Annotated in this window: 19 protein-coding genes; 14 read left to right on the top strand and 5 right to left on the bottom strand. The window is 70.3% G+C overall.

Annotated elements, in window-relative coordinates:
* Positions 1-23 precede the first annotated feature (23 nt).
* The 5 genes from A4W93_RS27735 (at position 24) to A4W93_RS27715 (ending at position 7,734) form a co-directional block, all read left to right on the top strand.
* A complete protein-coding gene (locus A4W93_RS27735; protein ID WP_085753690.1) occupies positions 24-2,795 on the top strand; it encodes an ATP-binding protein in 2,772 nt (923 codons plus the stop codon).
* Entirely contained in the window at positions 2,792-4,672 is a 1,881-nt protein-coding gene (locus tag A4W93_RS27730) for a CocE/NonD family hydrolase (RefSeq protein WP_085753689.1), read from the top strand. The genes A4W93_RS27735 and A4W93_RS27730 overlap by 4 nt, the downstream gene beginning before the upstream one ends.
* The gene (locus A4W93_RS27725; protein WP_085753688.1) at positions 4,669-5,730 is read left to right on the top strand and encodes an acyltransferase family protein; all 1,062 of its coding nucleotides are present in this window, start codon (positions 4,669-4,671) and stop codon (positions 5,728-5,730) included. Before A4W93_RS27730 ends, A4W93_RS27725 begins: the two co-directional genes overlap by 4 nt.
* 63 nt (positions 5,731-5,793) lie before the next feature.
* A complete protein-coding gene (locus tag A4W93_RS27720; protein ID WP_085753687.1) occupies positions 5,794-6,900 on the top strand; it encodes a mechanosensitive ion channel family protein in 1,107 nt (368 codons plus the stop codon).
* 135 nt (positions 6,901-7,035) lie between these two features.
* A complete protein-coding gene (locus A4W93_RS27715) occupies positions 7,036-7,734 on the top strand; it encodes a pentapeptide repeat-containing protein (protein ID WP_085753686.1) in 699 nt (232 codons plus the stop codon).
* Between the two features lie 8 nt (positions 7,735-7,742).
* Here A4W93_RS27715 and A4W93_RS27710 read toward each other — a convergent pair whose 3' ends face one another.
* The gene (locus A4W93_RS27710; protein WP_085753685.1) at positions 7,743-9,302 is read right to left on the bottom strand and encodes a methyl-accepting chemotaxis protein; all 1,560 of its coding nucleotides are present in this window, start codon (positions 9,300-9,302) and stop codon (positions 7,743-7,745) included.
* A gap of 133 nt (positions 9,303-9,435) precedes the next feature.
* On the opposite strand from A4W93_RS27710, the gene A4W93_RS27705 reads away from it, so the two are divergent.
* Positions 9,436-10,824: a DUF1254 domain-containing protein gene (locus A4W93_RS27705; RefSeq protein WP_218919173.1), complete on the top strand. Its 1,389-nt coding sequence runs from the start codon at positions 9,436-9,438 to the stop codon at positions 10,822-10,824.
* A 9-nt stretch (positions 10,825-10,833) separates the two neighbouring features.
* On the opposite strand, the gene A4W93_RS27700 is transcribed toward A4W93_RS27705, so the two are convergent.
* Positions 10,834-11,529 carry a Crp/Fnr family transcriptional regulator gene (locus tag A4W93_RS27700; protein WP_237357636.1) on the bottom strand — a complete coding sequence of 232 codons (696 nt, stop codon included), beginning with the start codon at positions 11,527-11,529 and terminating at the stop codon, positions 10,834-10,836.
* Positions 11,530-11,543: 14 nt separating this feature from the next.
* The gene (locus tag A4W93_RS27695; protein WP_085753683.1) at positions 11,544-12,011 is read right to left on the bottom strand and encodes a nuclear transport factor 2 family protein; all 468 of its coding nucleotides are present in this window, start codon (positions 12,009-12,011) and stop codon (positions 11,544-11,546) included.
* Between the two features lie 95 nt (positions 12,012-12,106).
* On the opposite strand from A4W93_RS27695, the gene A4W93_RS27690 reads away from it, so the two are divergent.
* The 8 genes from A4W93_RS27690 to A4W93_RS27655 all read left to right on the top strand — a co-directional run bounded on the left by A4W93_RS27690 (position 12,107) and on the right by A4W93_RS27655 (position 21,946).
* Positions 12,107-12,658 carry a TetR/AcrR family transcriptional regulator gene (locus A4W93_RS27690; protein WP_085753682.1) on the top strand — a complete coding sequence of 184 codons (552 nt, stop codon included), beginning with the start codon at positions 12,107-12,109 and terminating at the stop codon, positions 12,656-12,658.
* Between the two features lie 191 nt (positions 12,659-12,849).
* Positions 12,850-13,560, top strand: a complete 711-nt coding sequence (locus tag A4W93_RS27685) for a TorF family putative porin (protein WP_085753681.1) — start codon at positions 12,850-12,852, stop codon at positions 13,558-13,560.
* Positions 13,561-13,612: 52 nt separating this feature from the next.
* Complete coding sequence (locus tag A4W93_RS27680) at positions 13,613-13,951, top strand: P-II family nitrogen regulator (protein ID WP_056660899.1); 339 nt, start codon at positions 13,613-13,615, stop codon at positions 13,949-13,951.
* Between the two features lie 19 nt (positions 13,952-13,970).
* Positions 13,971-15,491 carry an ammonium transporter gene (locus A4W93_RS27675; protein ID WP_085753680.1) on the top strand — a complete coding sequence of 507 codons (1,521 nt, stop codon included), beginning with the start codon at positions 13,971-13,973 and terminating at the stop codon, positions 15,489-15,491.
* 192 nt (positions 15,492-15,683) lie between these two features.
* Entirely contained in the window at positions 15,684-16,979 is a 1,296-nt protein-coding gene (gshA, locus tag A4W93_RS27670; protein ID WP_085753679.1) for a glutamate--cysteine ligase, read from the top strand.
* Between the two features lie 117 nt (positions 16,980-17,096).
* On the top strand, positions 17,097-18,971 hold the full coding sequence (locus A4W93_RS27665) for a potassium transporter Kup (protein WP_085753678.1): 1,875 nt from the start codon (positions 17,097-17,099) through the stop codon (positions 18,969-18,971).
* A gap of 53 nt (positions 18,972-19,024) precedes the next feature.
* Positions 19,025-19,984 (top strand): glutathione synthase, encoded by a 960-nt coding sequence (gene gshB / locus A4W93_RS27660; RefSeq protein ID WP_085753677.1) that lies wholly within the window; start codon positions 19,025-19,027, stop codon positions 19,982-19,984.
* Positions 19,985-20,059: 75 nt separating this feature from the next.
* Entirely contained in the window at positions 20,060-21,946 is a 1,887-nt protein-coding gene (locus tag A4W93_RS27655) for an ATP-binding cassette domain-containing protein (RefSeq protein WP_085753676.1), read from the top strand.
* 65 nt (positions 21,947-22,011) lie between these two features.
* On the opposite strand, the gene A4W93_RS27650 is transcribed toward A4W93_RS27655, so the two are convergent.
* Entirely contained in the window at positions 22,012-22,767 is a 756-nt protein-coding gene (locus tag A4W93_RS27650; protein ID WP_085753675.1) for a hypothetical protein, read from the bottom strand.
* Positions 22,768-22,847: 80 nt separating this feature from the next.
* Entirely contained in the window at positions 22,848-24,275 is a 1,428-nt protein-coding gene (locus tag A4W93_RS27645; RefSeq protein ID WP_085753674.1) for an aminotransferase-like domain-containing protein, read from the bottom strand.
* Positions 24,276-24,366: the final 91 nt, after the last annotated feature.

Below are 24,366 nucleotides of genomic sequence, written 5' to 3'. Positions count from 1 at the left end.
TGCGAGCCTCATTCCAGTCCACCATGCCAGCACCGCCCGAGGCCGCTCCGACATCGACAGAGACCTGCTGGCGCTTCGGCGCGTTCGCGCTCTGCGAGACCCAGCGGCGGCTCGAACGGGCAGGCCAGGCCGTTCGCCTCGGCCCCCGTTCCTTCGACCTGATGCTGCAGCTCGTGCGCCGCGCCGGCGAGTACATCGGCAAGGACGAACTGCTCGCCACCGTGTGGGCCGGTGTGGTCGTCGAGGAAGCCAGCGTGCGCGTGCACATGTCCATGCTGCGCAAGGCCCTCGGTGAACCGGGCGCCGACGACGAATGCCGCGAGTGGATCTCGAACATCCCGTCGCGTGGCTACCGGTTCAACGGCCGCGTGTCGCGCGAGGAGATCGACACCTCGGTCGTGCCGCGTGCCCGCATCGCGGCGCCGTCGTTCACGGCACTGCCCGCGCGCCTGACCGAGCTGGTCGGGCGCGATGCCGACGTGGCCACCGTGATCGAGTCGCTCTCGACGCACCGCCTCGTCACGATCGTCGGGCCGGGCGGCATCGGCAAGACCAGCGTGGCGATCCGCTCGGCGGAAAGCCTGCAGCAGACGCGGGGCACCCAGGTCGCCTTCGTGGACCTCTCGCCGCTGATCTCGAGCGACCACGTGCTGAGCACGATGGCCCGTTCGCTCGGTGCGGCGCCGGACCTGCCCGACACCATCCAGGCGATCACGCAGAGCCTGGTCGGGCGCGACATGCTGCTCGTGATCGACAACTGCGAACACGTCGTGGAATCGCTCGCTCAGCCGGTCATGGCGCTGCTCACGGCGCTCCCGGGCCTGCGCGTGCTGGCGACGAGCCGCGAGACCCTGCGGGTGTCGGGCGAGTGGGTGCTGCGGCTGTCGCCGCTGGCCGTGCCCGACGCGGAGGGGGTGTCGCTCACGGAAGCGCTGCACTGGCCCGCCGTGCGTCTGCTGGTGGGGCGCGCCGAAGCGGCGGGTGCCGGGCAGTTCAACGAGTCGCAGGGGCCGCTGCTCGCCCGCATCGCGCGGCAGCTCGACGGCATCCCGCTCGCCATCGAACTCGTCGCGGCCCGCCTGGGCGGCCAGTCCGCGCGCGACCTCGCCCCGCGGCTCGACGACCACATCCGGCTCTTCTCGATCAGCAACCGCGGCGCGCCGCCACGGCACCGCACGCTCGCGGCAGCGCTCGACTGGAGCATCGCGCTGCTGGGTGAGGGCGAGCTGCGGCTGTTCCGCCGCCTGTCGGTCTTCCGCGGGCGGTTCGACGTCGACTCTGCCCTGGGCGTGGCCATCGACGTGGACCCGGAGGACGCCTTCGACACGCTGGTGTCCCTCGCCGACAAGTCGCTCGTGTTCTTCGACGGCGACGATGCGGTCGCGCCCTATCGCCTGCTCGACACCACGCGCAGCTATGCTGCCGCGCTGCTGGCGCAGAGCGACGAACGTGTCGCGCTGCTGCGCCGCCATGCGACGCTGATGCTCGACCTGATGAAGGAAGCGAACGTCGAGCTGCAGGTGCTGAACGAACAGGCCTGGGGCGAACGGTATGCCTATCGCCTGAACGACGTGCGCTCGGCGCTGGAGGTGTGCCTCGTGCAGCAGCCCGACGTGGCGCTGGCGGCGGCGCTGGTCACCACCTCGTCGCCGCTGTGGTTCCACCTGTCGCAGGTGGCGGAGTTCCGCGAGCTGGCCGAGGCGGCCCTGCGCCTCGTGGGCCAGCAGCCCGCGCCGGACACCGGCATGGCCGCGTCGCTGAACACCACGCTGGTCACCGCGCTGCTGCAGACCGCGGGCGTCGACGACACGCTCGACGCGCGGTGCGACCAGGCGCTGGCCGGGGCCATCGCGACCGGGTCGCCGGGCCTGGAGCTGAAGGCGCGCTGGGGCCGCAGCACCTGCGACATGTTCCGCGGCGAATACGCGGCGGCGCTGGCGCATGCCGATGCCCTCGCGGCGTTCGTCGCGCCGTGGGACGACACGACGGCACTCGTGCTGTCCCACCGTGTCAGCGCGATGGCCAACCACTTCGGCGGCCGCTTCGCGGTGTCGCGCTGCCACAGCGAGGAGGCCCTCGCGATCACGCACGGAAGCGGCCGCACCCAGCCCAACGTGGTGGGGCCGGACGCCGTGGTCGCGACCCAGGCGCTGCTCGTGCGCACGCTGTGGATCCAGGGCGAGGGCGAACAGGCCTTGGCGATGAGCCGCGAGGCGGTGGCCCGCGCCGAGGCGCTCGGGCATGCGGTGTCGCTCTGCTCGGCGCTGTACGGGGCGTGTGTGGTGGCGCTGTGGGCCGGCGACATCCCGTTGGCCGCCCGCTGGATCCACCGCATGAAGGACGAGGCGCAGCGCCGCGGCCTGCTGGGCTGGCTGCGGTATGCCGAGTGGTTCGTCGAAGGGCTGCTGCTGTCCGCCGGACCCGACCGCGAGGCGCACGTGCGCGACGTGGCCACGCGGCTCTCCTCGTACGACCCGCCGCGGCAGGAGATGCTGCTGACGTTCTGCCTCGACTGGCTCGACGAGCGCGTGGTCGAGCGGCTGGCGCGTGGCGAAGGCCAGTGGTGCGCGCCGGAAACCTGGCGCGCCGTGGGCTGGCGGCACGAACGCTGCGGACGCACCGACGACGCCGAGGCCGCCTACCGCAACGCGCTCGACACCGCGCGGCAGCTCGGCGCGAAGGCGTGGGAGGCCCGCGCGCTGCGCAGCCTCGCCGACCTGCTGACGAACACCGGGCGGCCCAAGCTGGCCGCGAAATTCCTGAAGACCCTGGACGGGGTCGCCCTCCGCCGATGAACAAGACCCTCACCCTCACCCTCCTCCTTGCCGGTGTCGTCACCGCCACCGCCGCATTCGGCCAGACCCCGGCCACGGACCCCGACACGGGACTCCCCGTCGTCCAGCCGTTCCGCTTCCCCGCCTCCCCCGCCGTGGCCCCGTTCTGGGCGAAGCGTGTCACCGGCTACCTGACCACCACCGACGGCACGCGGCTGCGCTACGCCGTGCTGCTGCCCCGGGCCACCGGCCGCGTCCCGGTGATCCTCAACCTGCACGGCTACGACGCCGGATCGATCGGCGGCCTCGCCTACCGCCAGCGGCAGACCGCGCAGAACCTCGAGCTCGACCGCCGGCTGCTCGAGGCCGGCTTTGCGGTGATGGGCGTGAACACGGCAGGGACCGGGTGTTCCGAAGGTTCGCTGGAATACATCCGCCCGCAGCTGGGCCGCCACGGCGCGGACGCCGTCGAGTTCGCCGCGGCGCAGGCGTGGTCGGACGGCCGCGTGGGCATGGCCGGGTCGTCGTACGGCGGCGCCTCGCAACTGGCGACGGCGCTGAACCGCCCGCCCCACCTGCGCGCCATCGCGCCCGGCATGGTGCTGACCGACTACCGCGAGGCCCTCGCGCCCGGCGGCGTGCCGCAGCCCGGGTTCATCACGCCGTTCCGGCTGATCTTCCGCACGTACTGGCAGGACCTGGTGGCCGCCACCGCGAAGGAGGAGGGCGACGAGGCCTGCCTGCGGCAGGTCGAGCGCAACCTCGACGCGGAGGAGCGCTCGCAGTCCATCATGCACCTCGTGACGTCGCATCCGCTGCGGGACGCGACGATGGGCAGCCACGACTTCGGCCGCGACCTCCACCGCATCGACGTGCCGGTGCTGTCGATGGAAGCGTTCCAGGACCAGGCGGTGACCGCGCGCGGCGGCCACTACCAGTCCCTGCTGGACCCGGCGAAGGTGTGGCTCGTGCAGACGAACGGCTCGCACGACCTCTACACCGTGGCCGCGTTCCAGGACACGGTCGTCCGTTTCCTCGACCGCTTCGTGCGCGACCAGCCCAACGGCTTCGAGCGCGACACCCCGCGCACGACGGTCTGGATGGAACTGGCGGATCCGGTCGACGGGGGGGCGGCACGGCGTGCCGCCGCGACGCCCGCGTGGGAGGTGAAGCGCGGTTCGATCACGGCCGGGGACGTGTCGGTCAGGACGTTCCACCTCGGGGCCGGCGGGCGGCTGGGCGAGACCCTCGCGCCGGGCGCGGCGGACGGGTTCGTTGCGCCCGGCACCGGCGTCGCGGTCAACGACCTGGGCGGCAACGCTTTCTGGGGTCCGCTGCCGGCGGACTGGCGCCAGACCCAGCTCGCCTACACATCGGCGCCGCTGGTCGAGGACATGATGGTCTACGGGCCGGCGAGCGCGGACCTGTGGGTCGCCGCCACGGCGGGCGACGCGGACCTGCAGGTCACGGTCACGGAGGTGCGTCCCGACGGGCAGGAGATGTACGTGCAGCGCGGCTGGCTGCGCCTGTCGAACCGCACGCTCGACACGGCGCGGTCGACGCCGCTGCGGCCGGTCCACCTCGAGGACCCCGACCGGCTGCAGCCGGTGCTGCCGGGGCGGCCGGTGCTCGCGCGGGTGGAGGTGAACAAGATGGGGCACTACTTCCGCAAGGGCTCGCGCCTGCGCGTCTGGATCGACACCCCGGCGCAGACGGGCGGCCTGGTGTTCGACACGTTCTCGTTGCAGCAGCGGGTCCACGTGCTGCACACCGCGACGTACGACTCGGTGCTGCGCTTCGGCGTGCTGCGGGACGTGCGCGGACCGGCCGCGCCCGCTGCGTGCGGCCGCGTGCTGATGCAGCCCTGCCGGCCGGACCCGCTCGCTGCAACGCCATGAGCCTGCACCCGGCAACGTCCCTCTTCCCGCCGCGCCCGACCGACATCCCTTACCGCCCGGGCCTCGATGGCCTGCGGGCCCTGTCGTGCCTCGTGGTGGTCTTCTTCCATTCCTGGGCACCCTGGGCGGGCGGCGGCTTCGTGGGCGTGGACGTGTTCTTCGTCATCTCGGGCTACGTCATCACCACGATGCTCGCGGGCGAGGTGGCGGGCGGCAGCATCCGGGTGGGCCGCTTCTACGCGCGCCGTGCCGTGCGGCTGTACCCGACGCTGCTGCTCCTGGTGGTGGCCTACCTCGCGCTGGCGCCGCTGCTGTGGCCGGCCGACCGCCAGTGGCTGTACGCCGGCCTCGCGGCCTTCTTCCTCACCGACTATTCGCTGGGGCATTTCGGGCAGCCGCTCGTCGTGGGTCACAGCTGGTCGATCGCCGTGGAGGAGAAGTTCTACCTGCTATGGCCGCTGGTGTTGCCATTCGTGCTGCGCGCGCGCCGACCCGTCGCGTGGCTGGTCGCGGCCTTCGTCGCAGCGACCGCCTGGCGGTGCTTCACGGCCGTCCAGTGGGGATGGCTGCAGGCGTATTTCACGTTCGACGCGCGCCTGAGCGGGCTGATGCTGGGCGCCATCGCCGCGGTGGCGAGGCCGAAGGTCTCCGGCATCGCCGCGTCCATCGCCGCCGTGGCGCTCGCGATCGTCATCGCCGTGCCCACGCTGCCGTCCCTGCCATTCCATCGCACGGTGGAGGCGACCACCCTCGTCATCACGCTGGCCGAACTGTCGGCCTTCCTGCTCGTGTGCCGCGCCGCGCGGCCCGGCGCGGGCGGCGTGCTGGCTTGGCCACCGCTCGTGTACGTGGGGCGGTTGTCGTACGGCATTTACCTCTGGCATTTCCCGATCGTGGTGCTGCTGCGGGACCACCATCCGCTGTGGATCACCGCGGCCGGCACGCTGCTGTTCTCGGGCGTGATGGCGGCCCTGTGCCTGCACCTGATGGACGACCCGCTGCGGCGGTGGCGCCAGCGGCGGTGGCCGAAGGAGCGCCCGGAGCCGGTCGCGGGGTGACCCGCCAGGGGGCAGGAACACCGTTTGCACTCCACCGGGTCGATGTCTTCGACCTGGTGACCCATGAACCCGAACCTCCCCGACTGGCTGACCGACACCGAAGTGTTCGGTGTCTCGATGATCAACCTGCTGCTGGCGCTGGCCGTGTCCCTCGTGGTCTACGTCGCGCTGTCGATGGCGCTGAGGCTGGTGCTGAGCCGGTTGAAGCGCATCTCCGACCGCACGACGAACCGTGCGGACGACGTGATCGTCGAGATCCTCGGCGGCACGAACGGCTGGCTGATCGCCCTGGTGGCGCTGCTGGTGGGCGTGGGCATGCTGGACCTGCCCGACCGCTGGGCCTCGCGCGTGAGCCAGCTGTGGTTCGTGGCACTGGCCCTGCAGGTCGCGCTGTGGGCCAACCGCGCCGTCACGATGGTGCTGCGACGGCACGCCGCGCGCCAGGCGGGGGCCGGCGTGCAGGCGACCAGCGCGGCGGCCACGCTGATCTCGTGGGGCGTGCGCACGCTGCTGTGGACCATCGTGCTGCTCGCGATGCTGTCGAACCTCGGCGTCAACATCACGGCCTTCATCGCGAGCCTCGGCGTGGGCGGCATCGCGGTGGCGCTCGCGGTGCAGAACGTGCTCGGGGACCTGTTCGCCTCGGTGGCGATCGCGGTCGACAAACCCTTCGAGGTGGGGGACTTCATCGTGTTCGGCGCCGTGGCGGGCACCGTGGAGCTGGTGGGCGTGAAGACCACGCGCATCCGCAGCCTGGGCGGCGAGCAGATCGTGATGTCGAACACCGAGCTGCTCAAGCAGACGGTGAGCAACTACAAGCGCCTGCGCGAGCGGCGCATCGTGTTCGGGTTCCGCGTGACCTACGCCACCACGCCGGAGCAGGCCGAGCAGGTGACGGCGGTGGTGCGGCGCATCGTCGAGCAGAGCGACAAGCTCCGGTTCGACCGCGCGCACCTGAAGGGCTTCGGCGAGAACGCGCTCGAGTACGAGGTGGTCTATATCGTGCTGGCCCCCGACTTCAACGTCTACATGGACGAGCAGCAGCGCATCAACCTCGCGCTGATGCGCGAGCTGGCGGGCCTGGGCGTGACGTTCGCGGTGCCCACGCGGTCGCTGTTCGTGAACCGCTCGGACGACGACGTGCCGGACGCGAAGCCGCACCTCGTGTAGCGGATGTGTTCACAGCCGCGCCGTTTCGTCAAACGGCCGGCGCATTGACCTTCGGCTCGCGCAAGGGCTTGGGCTTGCCGTCGGATTTACCGGCTAGAGTCCTTCGCCCCCCCCGATGACCGTGCCGATCCGACCATGACCGAAGCCGCCACCCCCCTGTCCGTCGTCGGCCGCACGCTGTCCCGTGCCGACGTGGCCGCGCTGCTGGCCGAGGAGGCGCTCGCGCTGCAGTTCGAGGACTGCACCTTCGACGGCGAGGACCTCTCGCGGCTCGTGCTGCGCGGCGCGCAGTTCTTCGACTGCGCGTTCATCGAAACCTCGTTCGAACGCACCGACCTCCGCGACACCCGCTGGATGGGTTGCAAGGGCCGCCAGGCGGACTTCCACCTCGCCGACCTGACCGACGCACGGTGGGCCCGCTGCGACCTGAACAACACCGTGTGGGCGCGGGCCACGCTGTCGTCCGCCGTGTTCACCGAGGTGAAACTCACGGGCGCCGGGTTCCACGAGGCACGCACGCTGGGCCTCGGATTCCACGAGTCGCTGCTGGTGGGCGTGGACCTGCGCGGCATGTCGTTCCGCAAGCAGACGCTTTCGCAGCTCGATCTGTCGGACGCGGACCTCGCGGGCTGCGACTTCCGCGAGGCCGTGTTCGAAGGCGGCAGCCTGCGCAACGCCCACCTGCGCAATGCGCGCTTCGAGGGCGCCGACCTGCGCGGGGTCGACCTCGGCGGGCTGAAGCTCGCGAGCCTCGGCGCCGCCTTCAAGGGCGCCGTCCTGTCCCACGGCCAGGCCGCGGCGCTGGTCGAGGAACTCGGGGTGCGGGTGGTCTGAGACGGTGCTCAGCGCGACCGCGCGAGCTTGAACGTCCCCACCAGCCCGGACAGGTGCAGCACCTGGTCCTTGAGGCTTTCGGTGGCGGCCGATGATTCCTCGACGAGCGCGGCGTTCTGCTGCGTCACCTGGTCGAGCTGGGCCACGGCCTGGTTCACCTGGCCGATGCCGTCGCGCTGCTCCGCGGCGGCGGTGCTGATCTCGCGCACGATCTCCGTGACACGCCGCACCGACGAGACCACCTCGGCCATCGTGGTGCCGGCCTCCTGCACGAGGCGGGTGCCGGACTCGACCTCGTCCACGCTCGTGTGGATCAGCGACTTGATCTCGCGCGCGGCCTGGGCCGACCGCTGCGCGAGGCTGCGCACCTCGGAGGCCACGACCGCGAAGCCGCGGCCCTGTTCGCCGGCCCGCGCGGCTTCCACCGCGGCGTTGAGCGCGAGGATGTTGGTCTGGAACGCGATGCCGTCGATGGTGCCGATGATGTCGGCGATGCGCGCGGACGCTGCCGCGATGCCGTTCATCGTGGTCACCACCGCCGACACCACCTCGCCGCCGCGTTCGGCGACGCCGTAGGCCGAGGTCGCGAGTTCGCTCGCCTGGACCGCGGCATCGGCGCTCTGGCGCACGGTGGCGGTGAGCTGCTCCATGCTGGACGCGGTCTGCTGCAGGCTCGACGCGGCCTGCTCCGTGCGGGACGACAGGTCGAGGTTGCCCGCGGCGATCTCGGCGCTGGCGGTGGTGATGGACTCGCTCGCACCCTGCACGTTGGCGACGAGGTCGGCGAGCCGGCCCTGCATCGTGCTCAGGTCGGCCACCAGGGTCTGCATCTCGTTGTGGCGTTCGTCGGGCACGGGGGCGGCGGTGAGGTCGCCGCTCGCGACCTGCCCGGCGCGGCGCGAGGCCTCGGCGAGCGGCCGCACGATCGAACGCGCCAGCGCCCAGGCGCACGCGGCGGCCAGCAGCACGCCGATCGCGATGCCCGAGGCCAGCATCGCGATGCCGGTGCGGTGGTTGGTGTCGGCGAACGCGCGCTCCTGCTCGACGCGCTGGCGCTGGTACTGCGCCATCGCCTCCACCGCGGCGGCGTAGTTCGCCGCGGCGGGGCGCAGCCGCGACTGGATGTCGTCGTCGGTGACCGCTTCGCCGGCGCCCTTCTTCTTGACCAGCGCGTTGCGCACGTCGCGGAAGGTGTCGCCCGCCGTGTCGATGGCGGCGAAAAGGCGTTTCGTCTCGTCGGTGTCGGCCAGTTCCTCCAGCGACTTGCGCACGACCTCGGAGCGGGCCGACGTGAGCTTGCGGTCGGCGTTGATGCGTTTCGTGTAGTCGGCGTCGTCGATCTCGAGCAGCGTCTCGGCGCGCACCGAGCTGAGCACGACGATCGACTGCAACTCCTGGGCGAGCAGCGCACGTTCGGCCGAGGGGCCGCCCAGGTCGCTGGCGATCAGGTGGAGGGTGTCGAGGCGCCAGATGCCGATGCCGGCGGCGGCGGACATCACGAGGAGCACGAGCGCGAACGCAAGGGCGAGGCGGGGACCGAGGCGGAGCCGGTCGAAGAGGGACTGCATGCGGGATTCTCCGGAACGAAGGGTTGCCCTCGCTCCCGCGGCGAGGGGATTCGAGCGTGTTTTCGGCGGGCGGCGACAGGAGTTGAGGGTTTGTACCTATCGCCGACATGCCCCTCGGCCTCCGATGTGTCGGATGTTTGACAGATTCGGTGTCTCGCCGTCCCTAAGCTGCGGCCTCATCGCCACCACCCTCACCGCCATGCAGCGTCGCCAGTTCCTCCTCGCCGCCTCGTCCTCCAGCGCCCTCGGCGCCTTGCCGGCCTTCGCCGCGGCCCCCACGCTGCGCGCGGCGGCCCGCGACGCCTGGCTCTACGGCCTGCCGCTGATCGAGATGGCCGGCGCGCGCGCCGAGACCCTCAAGGCGACGGCGCCGAACACGCTGCGGCGCGGCCGCGAGCTGACCACGCTCGCGGCGCAGTTCGTCACCACCCCCAACAACGACACCCTCTACGCCCGCGCCTGGGTCGACCTCGCCGAGGGGCCCGTGACCGTGACACTCCCGGCCAGCGGCACGCGCTACCTGTCGGTGGCGCTGATGGACATGTACTCGAACAATTTCGCCGTTCTCGGCACCCGCACCACCGGGCCGGACGGAGGCGTGTTCACGCTCGTCGGGCCGGGCGACCGGGCTGCGGCGGGACCGTCCGTGGTGCGTTCGCCCACCCGCTGGGTGTGGCTGCTGGCCCGCACGCTGGTCGACGGCGCGCCCGACCTGGCCGCCGCCAATGCGGTGCAGGACGCGCTCCACCTCCGGGGACCGGCCTGTCCGGTGCCGGCGGCCTCCGCGGGGCGCAACGCGCCCTGGGCCGAGTACTTCGCGGCGGTCCACGCGCTGATGCGCGAGAACCCACCGCCAGCGACGGACCTCGCCTGGCTCCGTGCCTTCGCCCCGCTCGGGCTGCTGCCGCCGGGTCCGTTCGATCCGTCCCGCTTCACGGCCGACGAGGCGGCGCAGATCGAGGCGGGCGTGGCCGACGCGAAGGGGGGGCTGCGTTCCGCGCGGGCCGGCCGCGTGGCAGACGGCTGGTCGTACCCGAAGGCGACGCTCGGTGCGTTCGGGCAGGACTACGTGTACCGCGCCCAGGTCGCCGTGGGCGGGCTGGCCGCGCTGCCGCCGGAGGAGGCGATGTACCTCCGCGCGGTGACGCCGCAGGGCAGCCCGCTGTTCGACGGGGCGGTGGGACACCGGCTCCACTTCCCGGCGGGCTCGCTGCCGCCGGTGGATTCGTTCTGGTCGCTCACGATGTACGAGGCGACGCCCGAGGGCCAGTTCTTCTTCACGCCGAACCCGATCGACCGGTATGCGATCGGTGACCGCACGCCCGGCCTCGTGCGGGGCGCGGACGGGTCGCTCGACGTGTGGCTGACGCGCGAGGACCCGGGCGAGGGGCGCCGGGCCAACTGGCTGCCCGCGCCGGCGGCCAAGCGCTTCAGCGTCATCCTGCGGGCCTACCTGCCGCAGCCCGAGCTGCTGACCGGGGCCTACCGGATGCCCGCGCTGCGGCCGATCACGGCCGGCTGACGCATCCCCTCATGCGTCGCGGCCCGCACGTTCCAGCCCCGCGGCGTCGAGGAAGGTGACGCGGCGGTAGGACAGGCTGGCGATGCCCTCTTCGGCCAGCTGCCGGAGCGTCTTGTTGAGGGTCTGGCGCGACACGCCGAGCATCGTCGCCAGGTCGGCCTGGGACAGTTTCATCGGCAGGTGCTGCCCATCGCGCAGCGGCGTGCCGGTGTCCCTCGCCAACGACATCAGCGTCGCCGCGACACGCTGGCGCAGCGAGCCCAGCGCCTGGGCCTGCAGTTGCGCGACGCTGTCGCGTTGCCGGAGCAGGCCGGCGCGGGCGATGTCGCGCCACAGCAGCGGCGTCGCGTCCAGCACGGCAAGGAGCGCCGCGCACGGCAGGCACACCACCACCGCCCCGGCCTGCGCCGTGTAGCCGTACTCGAGCGACGTGTCCTCGAGCAGGCGCACGAGCGGGGCCACCGTGCCCGCCACCAGGAAGGTCAGCAAGTGCTTGCGGCCCTCCGGGCTCGTGCGGCTGATCTCGACCACGCCGGACACCACGGCCAGCACCTCGCGCCGCGCGTGGTCGTGCAGCAGCGGCGTGCGCCGCCGGCAGTGCAGCCGGCGCCCGGCGGCGGCGAGCGCCTCCAGGGCAGCGCCGGGCCAGCCGGCGAACAGCGGGATGTGCCGCAGCGTGTCTTCCAGGGAGGCGGTGGAGGTCAATGGCGAGGTGCCGCTCAGCAGCCGAGGTCGGTCAGACCCGGATGATCGTCGGGCCGCCGACCGGCCGGCCAGCGGAACTTGCGCTCGGCCTCGGCGATGGGCAGGTCGTTGATGCTCGCGTGGCGCACGGCCATCAGCCCGTTCGCATCGAACTCCCAGTTCTCGTTGCCGTAGCTGCGGTACCACTGGCCCGAGTCGTCGTGCCATTCGTAGGCGAAACGCACCGCGATGCGGTTGCCTTCGAACGCCCACAGTTCCTTGATGAGTCGGTAGTCGAGCTCGCGGACCCATTTGCGCTGCAGGAAGGCGCGGGCCTCGGCGCGGCCGTTCACGAACTCGGACCGGTTGCGCCAGCGCGTGTCCACCGTGTAGGCGAGCGACACGCGTTCGGCGTCTCGCGAATTCCAGCCGTCCTCGGCGGCGCGCACCTTCTGGCGGGCGGTGTCGGCGGTGAAGGGGGGCAGCGGCGGGCGGGTTTCCATGGCGGGGGCTCCGGGGGCGGGGTGGTGTAGACAGGTCTGTCTACATGCGATGGCGCGACTCTAGGGCATGTAGACAGATCTGTCTACAATTCCGCATGGACCTCTCCGCCCGCGACCGCATCCTCGCCACCGCCCACGACCTGTTCTACCGCGACGGCATCCGCGGCACCGGCATCGACCGGGTGATCGCGGACGCGGGGGTCACGAAGGTCACGTTCTACCGCCACTTCCCGAGCAAGAACGACCTGGTGCTGGCGTTCCTGGCCCACCGGCACGGCCTCTGGATGTCGTGGTTCACCGACGCCCTGCAGCGGCACGCCCCGCGCAAGGGGCCGCCGCTCGGCGCGCTGCTGCCGGCGCTCGCGGAGTGGTTCGGGAGCGACGGGTACCGCGGCTGCGCGTTCATCAACGTCGCGGCGGAGCTGGGGCCGTCGGTGCCCGGTGCATTGGAGGCGGTGCGCGCCCACAAGGCCGACATGGCCGGCGTCATCGCGTCGCTGCTGCCGGCGGGGCGGACACGCCGGGCCGACGCCGCGGCGGTGGCCTTGATCGTCGATGGTGCGATCGTCCAGGCCCAGATGGCCGGGGACGGCGCCGACGCACTCAAGGCGGCCGCGCGGGCGCTGAGGGCGTTCGACCTGGCTTGAATCATGTGCACCACTTTCGTGCCGAATCGTGTCTGAAAACTGACAAAAGCACCTTCTCGGTGCTGACGATGCCCGGCTCATGGGCGGGATGTCCGACGGTGGGGCGGATCAGGAGGGGAGTGCGCATGGCACAGAAGCTGCAGAAGTGTCCCCGCAAGATTCAACCAACCGCCCCATTGGAGTTCCCTTTCATGAAGAAATCGCTTGTGTGCCTGTCCGTGCTGGCCTCGTTCGTGGGCGCCGCCGCCCATGCGGAGGAAGCGCCTTCGGTCACCGCGAACGTCACGCTCACGACGAAGTACAAGTACCGTGGCCAGGACCAGAGCAACATCGAGAAGAACGTCGCTCCGGCCATCCAGGGCGGCTTCGACGTCTCGTACCAGGGTTTCTACATCGGCAACTGGAACTCCTCGATCGGCCTGGTGCCCGGCACCGACATCGAGATGGACCTCTACGGCGGCTACAAGGGCGAGATCGCCCCCGACTTCGGCTTCGACGTCGGCGTGCTGCGCTACCAGTACCCGCAAGGCGCCGCGCTGAACACCACCGAACTCTACGGCGCGCTGAGCTGGAAGTTCGTCTCCGCCAAGCTCTCGTACAACGCCGGCGACCGCTACTTCGGCCTCGAGGAAGGCCGCGGCACGCTGTACGTCGACCTGAGCGCGAACTACGAAGTGGTCAAGGGCGTGACCCTGAACGGCCACCTCGGCTACACGAACCTGACGAGCGACACGAAGGCCCTGTACCCGTACAAGAGCTACATGGACTACAAGGTCGGCGCCACCTACGACTTCGGTTCGGGCTTCTCGGCCGCGGCCGCCTACGTCGGCGCCAACGAGAAGGAAAGCTGGGGCGACGGCAACAAGGGTCGCTTCATCGTGTCCGTCACCAAGGCGATGTGAGGTCCGGCGCTGCCGGGTGGAAATCTAGCGGGTATCAACCAAGGAGAATCCCATGAAGATGGTGACTGCCATCGTCAAGCCGTTCAAGCTTGACGAGGTCCGGGAAGCCCTCAGCACCATTGGCGTGCAAGGCATCACCGTGACCGAAGTGAAAGGTTTCGGGCGCCAGAAAGGCCACACCGAGCTGTACCGCGGTGCAGAGTACGTGGTGGACTTCCTCCCGAAGGTGAAGATCGAGGCCGCGGTCGACGACGCACTGATCGACCGCGTCATCGAGGCCATCGAAGGTGCCGCGCGCACCGGCAAGATCGGCGACGGCAAGATCTTCGTGTCGCCGCTGGAACAAGTGGTTCGCATCCGCACCGGCGAGACCGGCAAGGACGCGCTCTGACGTCCCGAGAAAGACAACCATGAAGAAACTGCTCGTATCCCTCGCCCTGGGCCTGTCGGTCCTCGGGTTTGCCGGGGGCGTCTCCGCACAGGACGCCGCCGCCTCTGCTCCGGAAGTTGCTGCCTCCGTGGCAGCGCCTGCCGATGCCGCGCCTGCGGCCGCCGCCGCGGCGGCACCGGCCGAAGCCGCGTCGGCCGCTCCCGCGGCCGCGCCGGTCGCCAACAAGGGCGACATCGCCTGGATCGTGGTCGCCACGCTCCTCGTGATCCTGATGACCATCCCGGGCCTGGCCCTGTTCTACGGCGGCCTCGTCCGCAGCAAGAACATGCTGTCGGTGCTGATGCAGGTGCTGGTCACCTTCTCGCTGATCGTGGTGCTGTGGATGGTCTACGGCTACAGCCTCGCCTTCACCGAGGGCAACTCGTTCATCGGCGGCCTCGACCGGCTGTTCATGAAGGGCCTCTTCAACGCGGCCGACGGCTCGTTCGCCATGGGCGCCACGTTCAGCAAGGGTGTCTACATCCCTGAAATGCTGTTCGCCGCCTTCCAGGCCACGTTCGCCGGCATCACCTGCTGCCTGATCGTCGGCGCCTTCGCCGAGCGCATCAAGTTCTCGGCCGTGCTGCTGTTCATGGTCCTGTGGTTCACGTTCAGCTACGCCCCGATCGCCCACATGGTGTGGTTCTGGATGGGTCCGGACGCCTACTCGGCCGCCTCGGTGGTCGACGAGATGAACGGCAAGGCCGGCTACCTGTGGCAGATGGGCGCCCTCGACTTCGCGGGCGGCACCGTGGTGCACATCAACGCGGCCGTCGCCGGCCTGGTGGGTGCCTTCGTGATCGGCAAGCGCGTCGGCTACGGCAAGGAAGCCTTCACGCCGCACTCGCTGACGCTGACGATGGTCGGTGCCTCGCTGCTGTGGGTGGGCTGGTTCGGCTTCAACGCCGGCTCGGCGCTCGAAGCCGGCAACAGCGCCGTCCTCGCGTTCATGAACACCCTGGGTGCCACCGCCGCCGCCGTGCTGGCCTGGTGCATCGGTGAGGCGCTGCTCAAGGGCAAGGCCTCGATGCTGGGTGCCGCTTCGGGTGCCGTCGCCGGCCTCGTCGCCATCACCCCGGCCGCCGGCAACGTCGGCCTGATGGGCGGCCTCGTGATCGGCTTCGTCGCCGGTTTCGCCTGCCTCTGGGGCGTGAACGGCCTGAAGCGCCTGCTGGGTGCGGACGACTCGCTGGACGTCTTCGGCGTCCACGGTGTCGGCGGCATCGTCGGCGCGCTGCTGACCGGTGTGTTCAACAACCAGGCCCTCGGCGGCCCGGGCCTGGTCGGCGACTGGGTCACCGCCTCGGTGGTGTCCAACAGCATCGGCGCCCAGGTCTGGATCCAGCTGAAGGCCGTGCTGCTGACCATCGTCTGGTCCGGCGTCGTCTCGTTCATCGCCTTCAAGGTCGTCGACCTGGTGGTGGGCCTGCGCGTGACGGAAGAGGAAGAGCGCGAAGGCCTGGACATCACGGCCCACGGCGAGACGGCGTACCACAAGTAAGCCCTTGCCCCGGCGCCGCGCCTTCACGGGCGGCGCCTCGTGCGATCCCCAAGGCCACCTCCGGGTGGCCTTTTTGCTGCCTGGACCGGATGCCCCGTTCGAGGGGGCGGCGGCAGGATGCCGCGACTTGCAGCCGCCGGGCCCGCCCCCACATGCCTAGAATCTCCGCATTGACGCGATTCCGGGCTTCCCATGGTTCCTCACCTCATCACCGCCCTCAACGGCCCGATCAACGAACTGGAGCAGCGCATCCTCGAATCGCTGCCGGCCATCGAGCGCTGGTTCCGCCTCGAGTGGATGGAACACACCCCGCCGTTCTACACCTCGGTGGACGTGCGCAACGCGGGCTACAAGCTCGCCCCGGTCGACACCAACCTGTTCCCGGGCGGTTTCAACAACCTCACGTCCGAGATGCTGCCGCTGGCGGTGCAGGCGGCCATGGCAGCCATCGAGAAGATCTGCCCCGAGGCGAAGAACCTGCTGCTGATCCCCGAGAAGCACACCCGCAACTCGTTCTACCTCGCCAACGTCGCGCGGCTGATGCAGGTCTTCCACCAGGCCGGCCTGAACGTGCGCCTGGGCACACTCGACGACACGGTCACCAGCCCCACCACGGTCGACCTGCCCGACGGCACGTCCCTCACGGTGGAGCCGCTCGTGCGCACGCGAGGCCGCCTGGGCCTGAAGGACTTCGACCCTTGCACGATCCTGCTGAACAACGACCTGTCCGCCGGCATCCCGAAGGTGCTGGAAGGCCTGCACGAGCAGTACCTGCTGCCGCCGCTGCACGCCGGCTGGGCGCTGCGCCGCAAGACCAACCACTTCCAGGCGTACGAGGAAGTGGCGAAGAAGTTCGCGAAGCTGCTGGGCATGGACCCGTGGCTCATCAACCCGATGTTCGCGCGCTGCAGCGCCATCAACTTCACCACCGGCGAAGGTGAGGACGAACTCGCGGCGCAGGCCGAGACGCTGCTCGCGAAGATCCGCCGCAAGCACAAGGAGTACGGCATCCCCGAGAAGCCGTTCCTGATCGTCAAGGCCGACGCCGGAACCTACGGCATGGGCATCATGACCGTGCGCGACCCGAAGGACCTGATCGACCTGAACCGCAAGACGCGCAACAAGATGAGCGTCATCAAGGACGGCCAGGAGGTGAGCGAGGTCATCCTGCAGGAAGGCGTGCCCACGTACGAGCGCATGAACGACGCCGTGGCCGAGCCCGTGGTCTACATGATCGACCGCTACGTGGTGGGCGGCTTCTACCGCGTCAACGCCGAGCGCGGGGTCGACGAGAACCTGAATTCCCCCGGGGCGGTGTTCGCCCCGCTGGCCTTCGCGGAGTCGAACCAGCTGCCGAAGCCGGGCGTCAAGCCCGGAGCCAGCGCGCCGAACCGGTTCTACATGTACGGCGTGATCGCCCGCCTGGCCATGCTGGCCGCCAGCTACGAGCTGGAGGCCACCGACCCGGACGCCGAGGTTTACGAGTAGCCCACCTTGAGGCAAGATGACAAGTTGTTGCATTGCAACATCTTGTCTGTCCGTCAGGTGCAAAATGGCGACCCCTAGATTTCTCAGCCCGCGCTGCCCCCGGCGCCGCGGTCGACCGTGACCCAGCCCCGTCCCACTTCCAGCCTCGCGGCGCTCACGCTGGGCGCCATCGGTGTCGTGTACGGCGACATCGGCACGAGCCCGCTGTACGCGCTCAAGGAGGTATTCGCCCACGGGCGGGTGCCTCTCACGGAAGAGAACATCTACGGCGTGCTGTCGCTGGTCTTCTGGACCCTGACGATCATCGTGTCGCTGAAGTACGTCGTGCTGATCCTGCGCGCGGACAACAACGGCGAAGGCGGCCTGATCGCGATGCTGGCGCTGGCGTCCACCGCCGTGGCCGAGCGGCCCGTGCTGCGCAACCGGCTGCTGCTGCTGGGCATCTTCGGCACCGCCATCTTCTTCGGCGACGGGGTCATCACCCCGGCCGTGTCGGTGCTCTCCGCGGTCGAGGGCCTCGAGGTGGCCGCGCCCGGGCTGCACCACTACGTCGTGCCCATCACGCTGGTGGTGCTCACCGCGCTGTTCCTCGTGCAGCGGCATGGCACGGCCCACGTGGGCAAGTTCTTCGGCCCGGTCATGGTGCTGTGGTTCGGCGTGCTGGCGGTGCTGGGCGTGCAGCACATCATGACCAACCCGTCGGTGCTGTGGGCGCTGGCCCCCGACCATGCGGTGGCCTTCCTCGTCGCGCACCCCGGCACCTCGTTCGCGGCGCTCGGTGCGCTGGTGCTCTGCGTGACCGGTGCCGAAGCGCTGTACGCCGACATGGGCCACTTCGGCAAGCGGCCCATCCGCCTCGCGTGGTTCGCGCTGGCCATGCCCGCGCTCGTGCTCAACTACTTCGGCCAGGGCGCCCTGCTGCTGGCGCACCCCGAGAACGTCAACAACCCGTTCTACGAGATGGCCCCGCACTGGGCGCTGTACCCGCTGATCGCGCTGGCCACCTGCGCCACCGTGATCGCGTCGCAGGCCCTGATCACCGCGGCCTTCTCCATCACGAAGCAGGCCATCCAGCTCGGCTACCTGCCACGCATGCACATCCACCACACCTCGGTGAAGGAAGCCGGCCAGGTCTACGTGCCGGTCGTGAACTGGGGGCTGTTCGTCTGCATCGTGTTCGCCGTCGCACTGTTCGGCTCGAGCAGCAAGCTCGCGAGCGCGTACGGCATCGCCGTCACGATCGACATGCTGATCACCACGACGATGACCTTCTTCGTGCTGCGCTACGGCTGGAAGTACCCGTGGGTGCTGTGCGCGGCCGCCACCGGCTTCTTCTTCATGGTGGACGCGATCTTCTTCGCCGCCAACATCGTCAAGGTGTTCGACGGCGGCTGGTTCCCGCTGCTGATCGGCGGCGTGATGTTCCTGCTGATGATGACGTGGAAGGAAGGCCGCCAGCTCATGCGCGACCGCCTGCGCGACGACGCCATCGACCTCGAGAGTTTCCTCGAGGCGGTGTTCCTGAGCCCGCCGAACCGCGTGACCGGCACGGCCGTGTTCCTCGTCAGCGAACAGGGCCTCACGCCGAATGCGCTGCTGCACAACCTCAAGCACAACAAGGTGCTGCACGAGACGAACGTGTTCGTCACGGTGATGCACCACGAGGTGCCGTGGGTCGGGTTCGACAAGCGCGTCGAGATGAAGTCGCTGGGCCACGACTGCTGGCAGGTCACGCTGCACTTCGGCTTCAAGAACGATCCCGACGTGCCCGAGGCGCTGAACCTGCTGCGCGGGCGCGGCGTGCGCCTCGACGACATGGAGACCTCGTACTTCCTGTCGCGCGACATCGTGATCCCCTCGCTCGGCGAGGGCATGGCGATGTGGCGCGAGAAGATGTTCGCGAGCATGCACCACAACGCGAGCGGGGCGGCGGACTTCCTGAGCCTGCCGACGAACCGCGTGGTCGAACTGGGGTCGAAGATAGAGATCTGACGCGGCCTCCCGTTTTGTGCAACAGTCCTGCTTCCCACTGAAGCCCGACTGCCATGAACCTGCTCTTCGTCGCCGACCCGCTCGACACGTTCAAGCCCTACAAGGACTCCACCTTCGCGATGATGCGCGAGGCCGTCAAGCGCGGCCACCGCATCCTCTTCTGCGAACCGCGGCACCTGCACTGGCAGCGCGGCGGGCGCGTGAGCGCGCCGCTGCGCGAGATCGCGCTCACCGGATCGCTCGACGACTGGTACACCACGGTGTCCGAGGGCGTGGTGACGGCGCTGGCCGACGTCGACGCGGTGCTGATGCGCAAGGACCCGCCCTTCGACAGCGAGTTCTTCTACGCCACGCACCTGCTCGAGCAGGCCGAGCGCGAAGGCGCGCGCGTGTTCAACAAGCCGTCGGCGCTGCGCGATCACCCCGAGAAGCTCGCGATCCTCGAGTTCCCGCAGTTCATCGGCCCCACGCTCGTCACGCGGTCCGAGTCGGACATCCGCCGCTTCCACGCCGAACACGGCGACATCATCCTCAAGCCCCTCGACGGCATGGGCGGCATGGGCATCTTCCGCGTGGGCCCCGACGGCCTGAACCTCGGCAGCATCAGCGAGACGCTGAACCGCGGCGGCGCGCAGACGGTGATGGTGCAGCGCTACCTGCCCGAGATCGTCAAGGGCGACAAGCGCGTGCTGGTGATCGGCGGCAAGCCGGTGCCCCATTCGCTCGCGCGCATTCCCCAGGGCAGCGAGATCCGCGGCAACCTCGCCGCCGGCGGCAAGGGCGTGGCCCAGCCGCTGAGCGCGCGCGACTTCGAGATCGCCGAATCGCTCGGCCCCATCCTCGCGGCGCGCGGCCTGCTGCTCGTGGGCCTCGACGTGATCGGCGACAGCCTCACCGAGATCAACGTGACGAGCCCCACCTGCTTCCAGGAGATCACGCAGCAGAGCGGCTTCGACGTGGCGGCGATGTTCGTCGACGCGCTGGAGGCGGCCCTGCGCGTGTCGGCCGCCTGATCGAAGGGCATTTCCGGCGGGTGGGGTCCGCGCCCGGCGACAATCGGGGATTCCGGTTTTCGCGCCCCACCCCCCATGGCCGTCCTTTCGCTCTCCAACGCCCACCTGGCCTTCGGCCATGTGGCCCTGCTCGACAACGCGGCGTTTTCGCTCGAGTCGGGTGAACGGCTCGGCCTGATCGGCCGCAACGGGGCGGGCAAGTCGTCGCTGCTGAAGATCCTCGCGGGCCTCGAGAAGCCCGACGACGGGCTGCTGCAGATGACCCAGGGCTTGCGCATCTGCTACGTGCCGCAGGAACCGGTGTTCGACCTGTCCTCGTCGGTGTTCGACGTCGTGAGCCTCGGCGTGGCCGAGGCCAAGGCCGTGCGCCAGCAGTACGAGGAACACGCCGAGGGCGTCGACCTCGACGCGCTGCAGACGCGCATCGAGGCGCTCGACGCCTGGACGTGGGAGCAGCGGGTGGAAACCACGCTCGGCCAGCTGCACCTCGACGGCAGCCGCATCGTCGGCGACCTGTCGGGCGGCATGAAGAAGCGCGTGGCGCTGGCCCAGGCCCTGGTGGCCGTGCCCGACGTGCTGCTGCTCGACGAACCCACCAACCACCTCGACCTCGACTCCATCGCCTGGCTGGAAGACCTGCTGCGCTCGTTCAAGGGCAGCGTGATGCTGATCACCCACGACCGCGCCTTCCTCGACGGCGTGGCCACCCGCATCATCGAACTCGACCGCGGCATCATCCGCAGCTACCCCGGCAACTTCACCGCGTACGAGCGGCTGAAGGAAGAACAGCTGGCCTCGGAAGCGCTGGCCAATGCCCGCGCCGACAAGCTGCTGGCCCAGGAGGAGGTGTGGATCCGCAAGGGCGTGGAGGCCCGGCGCACGCGCAGCGTGGCCCGCATCGCGCGCCTGGAGGTGCTGCGGGCGAACCGCCAGAAGCGGCGCGACTCGCTGGGCCAGGTGCGCCTCGAGATCGACTCGGGTGTGCCGAGCGGCAAGATCGTCGGCGAACTGCGTGACGTGTCGAAGGCCTTCGGCGACAAGGTGATCGTCAAGGGCTTCAACGCCACCGTGCTGCGCGGCGACAAGGTGGGCCTGATCGGCCCCAACGGCGCGGGCAAGACGACGCTGCTCAAGCTGATCCTCGGCCAGCTCGCCCCCGACCACGGCACGGTGCGTCAGGGCACGAAGATCGAGGTCGCGTACTTCGACCAGATGCGCAGCACGCTGAACCTCGACGCGACGCTGGCCGACACCATCAGCCCCGGCAGCGAATGGGTGGAGTTCAACGGCCAGCGCAAGCACGTGATGAGCTACCTGAACGACTTCCTGTTCTCGCCGGAGCGGGCCAACTCGCCGGTGCGCACGCTGTCGGGCGGTGAACGCAATCGCCTGCTGCTCGCCCGCCTGTTCGCGCTGCCCGCGAACGTGCTGGTGCTCGACGAACCCACGAACGACCTCGACATCGACACGCTGGAGCTGCTCGAGGAACTGCTGCAGGGCTACGCCGGCACTGTGTTCCTCGTGAGCCACGACCGCCGCTTCCTCGACAACGTGGTCACCAGCACCATCGCGTGGGAAGGCGACGAGAGCCCGGGCCTGTGGCGCGAGTACGAAGGCGGCTACGAGGACTGGAAGGTGCAGCGCGACCGCGCCCGCAGCCTGCGCGACAAGGCGGCCCGCGCGGCGCCGGCTCCCACGCCGCCGGCTGCCGCATCCGCGGCGGCGCCCGCCCCGGTGAAGAAGGCCAAGCTCAGCTACAAGGAGCAGCGCGAACTCGACGGCCTGCCGGCCCGCATCGAGGCGCTGGAGACCGAGCAGGCGCAACTGGCCGAGCAGCTGTCCGGGGTCGAGATCTACAGCGATGCGAAGCGGCTGGCGGCGGCGCAGGCGCGCACGACGGCCATCGAGGAGGAGCTGATGGCCGCGCTCGAGCGCTGGGAAGAACTGGGCGCGCGGGGCTGAGCAACTCTCCGTCGTCCCGGCCTTCGCCGGGAAGGCGGCTTCTTCTTTCGCGCCCGCGGGCTTCCCTATCGGGTGAGCGCCCCGAACCAGGAATCCGTCGCCGCCCGGTGCGTGCGGCTGATGATCAGCCCCGACTGCAGGTACAGCGCATTGAGCAGCCGTGCCGCCCGTTCGCCGTCGAAGCCGGGCCAGTCGGACAGCTCGCGCAGCGAGACGCTGGCGCGCTGCAGGCGCTGGATGGCGGCGGCCAGCACGCCGGTGGCCCGCAGGTCGCCCAGCTCGATGCCGGGGGCCACGCGGTAGGCCACGGGGCCGGCGATCTCGGGCAGCAGCGTGGCGCGCGAGCCGCGCAGCGCGAACTCCCACAGCACCGGCCGCAGCGGGTGGTAGTGCTGTTCCTCGCCCACGAGGGCCTTCTCGACGTCGCCCGGCGGGCGCAGCACCGCGGGCTCGACGTGCAGCACGCGCAGTTCGGTGGGGCGCTGCTTCAGCAGTGCGTCGAGGCTGATGGGGCAGTGCACGAGGCGTTCGATGGCGAACACCGTGAGCGGCACGACCATGTCGCCCATCTGCAGGTGGACCACGACCTGCTGGCCATGGCGGACACAGGCGGCGAGCACCTCGAGGGCCTCGGAGGCCTGGCCGGCCTGCTCGAATCGGCCGAGGTCGGCGAGGAGGGATGGGCTGAGCGCAGGCTGGCGCGCCGCGCCCTCGACCACGACCCCGCGGGCCCGAGGGCCGCCAGGCTCGTGGAGGTAGCGTTGGAAGGCGCTGACGCGGAGGAGCTCCGGTTCGCCGAAAGGAATGGTGGGTTCGAACATGCAGGGAATCGCTTCAACCCGTGACTTTATGCCACTCCGGGCTTCAAGGGCATTCGCCCTTTCCCTGGAAAGGGTCCGGCTCAGGCGCCGCGGCGCGCGCGCTGCAGCGCCTGCCAGAACGCCGGCTCCTGGGTGGTGGCGAAGTTGATGCGCATCAGCGAGGTGGGCCGCGGCGACGCGAAGAACAGCGACCCGGGCGCGAGCAGCCAGCCGTCGTCCAGCATCGTGTGCGACAGCCGCTCGGTGTCCGTGCCGGCGTCGAGCCAGCCGAAGAGGCCGCGCGGCGGCGCGCCGAAGCGGCAGCCGGCGGCTTCGGCCGCCCGCACCGTGCGGGCCCGGGCCGCGTCGAGCAGCCGCGTGATGCGCTCGACGTGCCGGCGCAGCAGCCCCTGCTCGAGGCAGTGGGCGATGGCCTGCTCCTGCATCACGGGGGTCGTGAGGCTCGTCAGCAGCTTGGTGTCGATCACCCGCTCGACCAGCGCGGGCGACGCCGCGAGGTAGCCCACGCGCCAGTTGGGCGCGAGGATCTTCGAGAAGCCGGAGACGTAGATGGTGCGGCCGAGCCCGTCGAGCGCCGACAGGCGCGGCAGGTGCGCCGGCGCGAGGTGGGCGTAGGTGTCGTCCTCGACGATGTGGAAGTCGTGCTGTTGCGCGAGCTGCAGCAGGCGGTGCGCGGTGCCGAGCGCGAGCGACGCGCCGGTCGGGTTGTGCAGCACCGACACGGTCACGTACAGCCGTGGCCGGTCGGCAGGCTTCTGGGCCTCGATCAGGCGGGCCATCGTGGCGAGGTCCGGGCCGTCCTCGCCGCGCGGCACCGGCAGCATGCGCATGCCGAGCGCGGCGAGCCGCGCGTACTCGACGGACCAGCCGGGTTCGTCGACCAGCACCGTGTCACCCGGCCGCAGCAGCGTGCGGGTCACGACATCGAGGGCCTGCGTGGCGCCCGCGGTGGTGACGATCTGCTCGGGCGGCGCGGGCACCCCGAGTTCGGCGAGCTTGCCGGACAGCGCGCGGCGCAGCCGCAGGTCGCCGGCCGGTTCACCGTAGCGCACGGTCATGGCCTCCAGCTGGTGGCCGCTCGTGACCCGCCGCAGCGCCGTGGCGAGCATCGGCACGTCGAGCCATTCGACGGGCAGGGTGCCGAGGCCGGGCATGGGCCGGGCGCCGGGCGGCTGGAACATGCCGCGCACGAGGGCCGTGGCGCTGATGGGGGCGGTTGGGCGGACGGCGTGTCCCGCGGCCGGGGCCGGGGCACTCGCCGCGGGCCGTGGCTCCCGCACGAAAAAGCCGCGCTGCCGCCGGGCCTCGACGAGGCCGGCGGCCAGCAACTGGTCGTACGCGGCCACGACCGTGTGCGGACTCACCTGGTGGCGTCGGGCACATTCGCGCACGGACGGCAGCCGCGCGCCGGGGGCGATGAGCCGCTGCCGGATGCGCTCGGCGAACCGCTCCGCCAGCTGGTCGGTCAGCGTCGTGTGGGACTCGCGGGAGAGAGGGGTCGCGTTCATGTGTCGGTGGCTCCGCCGATACAGTGCCTCGGACGTATCGTTAAAGTGTATCGGTACTGTGCTGGTCATGTGCGTAGACTGGGCTTTTGCT

It is taken from the genome of Piscinibacter gummiphilus (assembly GCF_002116905.1).
GTDB classification, from domain to species: Bacteria; Pseudomonadota; Gammaproteobacteria; order Burkholderiales; family Burkholderiaceae_C; genus Rhizobacter; species Rhizobacter gummiphilus.
Note: the sequence above shows the minus strand (reverse complement) of the source record. Positions and strands in the feature narration are given on the sequence as shown.

Bases quoted from the DNA above. Each gene is read 5' to 3' on its own strand.
- A4W93_RS27675 (WP_085753680.1), top strand. From the start codon at position 13,971: ATGAAGAAACTGCTCGTATCCCTCGCCCTGGGCCTGTCGGTCCTCGGG.
- A4W93_RS27690 (WP_085753682.1), top strand. From the start codon at position 12,107: ATGGACCTCTCCGCCCGCGACCGCATCCTCGCCACCGCCCACGACCTG.
- A4W93_RS27730 (WP_085753689.1), top strand. From the start codon at position 2,792: ATGAACAAGACCCTCACCCTCACCCTCCTCCTTGCCGGTGTCGTCACC.
- A4W93_RS27720 (WP_085753687.1), top strand. From the start codon at position 5,794: ATGAACCCGAACCTCCCCGACTGGCTGACCGACACCGAAGTGTTCGGT.
- A4W93_RS27680 (WP_056660899.1), top strand. From the start codon at position 13,613: ATGAAGATGGTGACTGCCATCGTCAAGCCGTTCAAGCTTGACGAGGTC.
- A4W93_RS27695 (WP_085753683.1), bottom strand. From the start codon at position 12,011: ATGGAAACCCGCCCGCCGCTGCCCCCCTTCACCGCCGACACCGCCCGC.
- A4W93_RS27735 (WP_085753690.1), top strand. From the start codon at position 24: ATGCCAGCACCGCCCGAGGCCGCTCCGACATCGACAGAGACCTGCTGG.
- A4W93_RS27715 (WP_085753686.1), top strand. From the start codon at position 7,036: ATGACCGAAGCCGCCACCCCCCTGTCCGTCGTCGGCCGCACGCTGTCC.
- A4W93_RS27685 (WP_085753681.1), top strand. From the start codon at position 12,850: ATGAAGAAATCGCTTGTGTGCCTGTCCGTGCTGGCCTCGTTCGTGGGC.
- gshB (WP_085753677.1), top strand. From the start codon at position 19,025: ATGAACCTGCTCTTCGTCGCCGACCCGCTCGACACGTTCAAGCCCTAC.
- A4W93_RS27710 (WP_085753685.1), bottom strand. From the start codon at position 9,302: ATGCAGTCCCTCTTCGACCGGCTCCGCCTCGGTCCCCGCCTCGCCCTT.
- A4W93_RS27645 (WP_085753674.1), bottom strand. From the start codon at position 24,275: ATGAACGCGACCCCTCTCTCCCGCGAGTCCCACACGACGCTGACCGAC.
- A4W93_RS27655 (WP_085753676.1), top strand. From the start codon at position 20,060: ATGGCCGTCCTTTCGCTCTCCAACGCCCACCTGGCCTTCGGCCATGTG.
- A4W93_RS27650 (WP_085753675.1), bottom strand. From the start codon at position 22,767: ATGTTCGAACCCACCATTCCTTTCGGCGAACCGGAGCTCCTCCGCGTC.
- gshA (WP_085753679.1), top strand. From the start codon at position 15,684: ATGGTTCCTCACCTCATCACCGCCCTCAACGGCCCGATCAACGAACTG.
- A4W93_RS27725 (WP_085753688.1), top strand. From the start codon at position 4,669: ATGAGCCTGCACCCGGCAACGTCCCTCTTCCCGCCGCGCCCGACCGAC.
- A4W93_RS27705 (WP_218919173.1), top strand. From the start codon at position 9,436: ATGTTTGACAGATTCGGTGTCTCGCCGTCCCTAAGCTGCGGCCTCATC.